The 658-nt window shown below is 65.7% G+C and carries 2 protein-coding genes; one reads left to right on the top strand and one right to left on the bottom strand.

The features are described from left to right. Window positions 1-25 precede the first annotated feature (25 nt). Window positions 26-184: a CBS domain-containing protein gene (locus Q7A36_RS40555; RefSeq protein ID WP_305109449.1), complete on the bottom strand. Its 159-nt coding sequence runs from the start codon at window positions 182-184 to the stop codon at window positions 26-28. Between the two features lie 297 nt (window positions 185-481). Between Q7A36_RS40555 and Q7A36_RS40550 the strand changes: the two genes are divergently transcribed. After that, window positions 482-658, top strand: a 177-nt coding sequence (locus tag Q7A36_RS40550; RefSeq protein WP_305109450.1) for a helix-turn-helix domain-containing protein, incomplete at its 3' end; no start/stop codon positions are given.

Here is a 658-nt window from a genome sequence, read left to right as displayed (position 1 = left end):
CGGGAACGGCACCGCGGTTCGTCTATCAGCCCCCGGGACCGTCGGTCATGATGTAGCCCATCAGGTCGCCCACGCTGAGCTCCAAGTCCCGAAGCACGTCCTTGACGACGTCGCCGATCGAGATCACGCCAACGACCTTGCCCGCGTCCAGCACTGGCAGATGGCGAAAGCCGCGCGAGAGCACGCAAAACCGTGGGGGCAGGGTCGACCGAACGCCAATGGGTATGCTTCTGGCCCGCGGGGGCGAGGGGAGCGGGGCCAGAACCGGTATAGCCGGTGGCGGAGCTGGCGTTTGGGGTGGCGATATAGATCGAAGTTGCCATGTCGAGCGTGGCGCGGCGATCGGGCTGGCTGACCTCGGTTCCGGATGGAGGAGGTGACACGGTTCATCGCGGCGCTGCAGGCAAGGAGCTTACCGGATTATTGAGCCGGCCGTGGCGCTCTTGAAGGTCCGGCCTGCTGTACCTAAATAACTCACATCATGAAGCACGTGGACATGCGGAGCCTGACGCCAGAGGCGCAAGAGGAGCGCCGGCGACAGGTGATCGGGCTGCGTCAGGCAGGGCAGACCTATGCCGCGATCGCAGCCCAGGTCGGGCTGACCCAGACCGGGGTTTTCGACATCTGCAAGCGCTTCGCCGAGCACGGCCCGGCGGGA

This window comes from Paracraurococcus lichenis (assembly GCF_030657435.1).
Lineage (GTDB): Bacteria > Pseudomonadota > Alphaproteobacteria > Acetobacterales > Acetobacteraceae > Paracraurococcus > Paracraurococcus lichenis.
The sequence above is the reverse complement of the archived record's forward strand: the minus strand, read 5'-3'. Positions and strand labels throughout refer to the sequence as shown.